This is a genomic window from Christensenella hongkongensis (assembly GCF_000981035.1).
Taxonomy (GTDB): Bacteria; Bacillota; Clostridia; order Christensenellales; family Christensenellaceae; genus Christensenella; species Christensenella hongkongensis.
Genome location: NZ_LAYJ01000095.1, coordinates 1 through 284, shown reverse-complemented (window position 1 = coordinate 284; position 284 = coordinate 1). Strand labels below are relative to the sequence as shown.

The 284-nt window shown below is 48.2% G+C and carries 1 pseudogene; it reads left to right on the top strand.

The window, feature by feature from the left end:
- Positions 1-32: 32 nt before the first annotated feature.
- Positions 33-284, top strand: a pseudogene (locus CHK_RS07945) (D-xylose ABC transporter ATP-binding protein); the annotation flags it as partial.

The window sequence follows — 284 nt, the reverse complement described above, 5'->3', positions numbered from 1 at the left end:
CGATCATATTCATCTCGCACAGGATGGAAGAAATGTTTGAAATCTGTGACAGAGTAACGGTGCTGCGGGATGGGAAATATATATCGACGAAGGACATCAAGGATATCACAAGAAAAGAACTGATCGCAGATATGGTAGGACGCGAGCTGGGAGAAGATTATCCGGAGCGTGTAAAGCCATTGGGAGAAACGGTACTGCAGGTAAAGGGGCTGACGAACGATAAGGTAAAGGACGTGAGCTTCGAGGTAAAGCGGGGAGAAATCCTTGGCTTTGGCGGCCTTGTG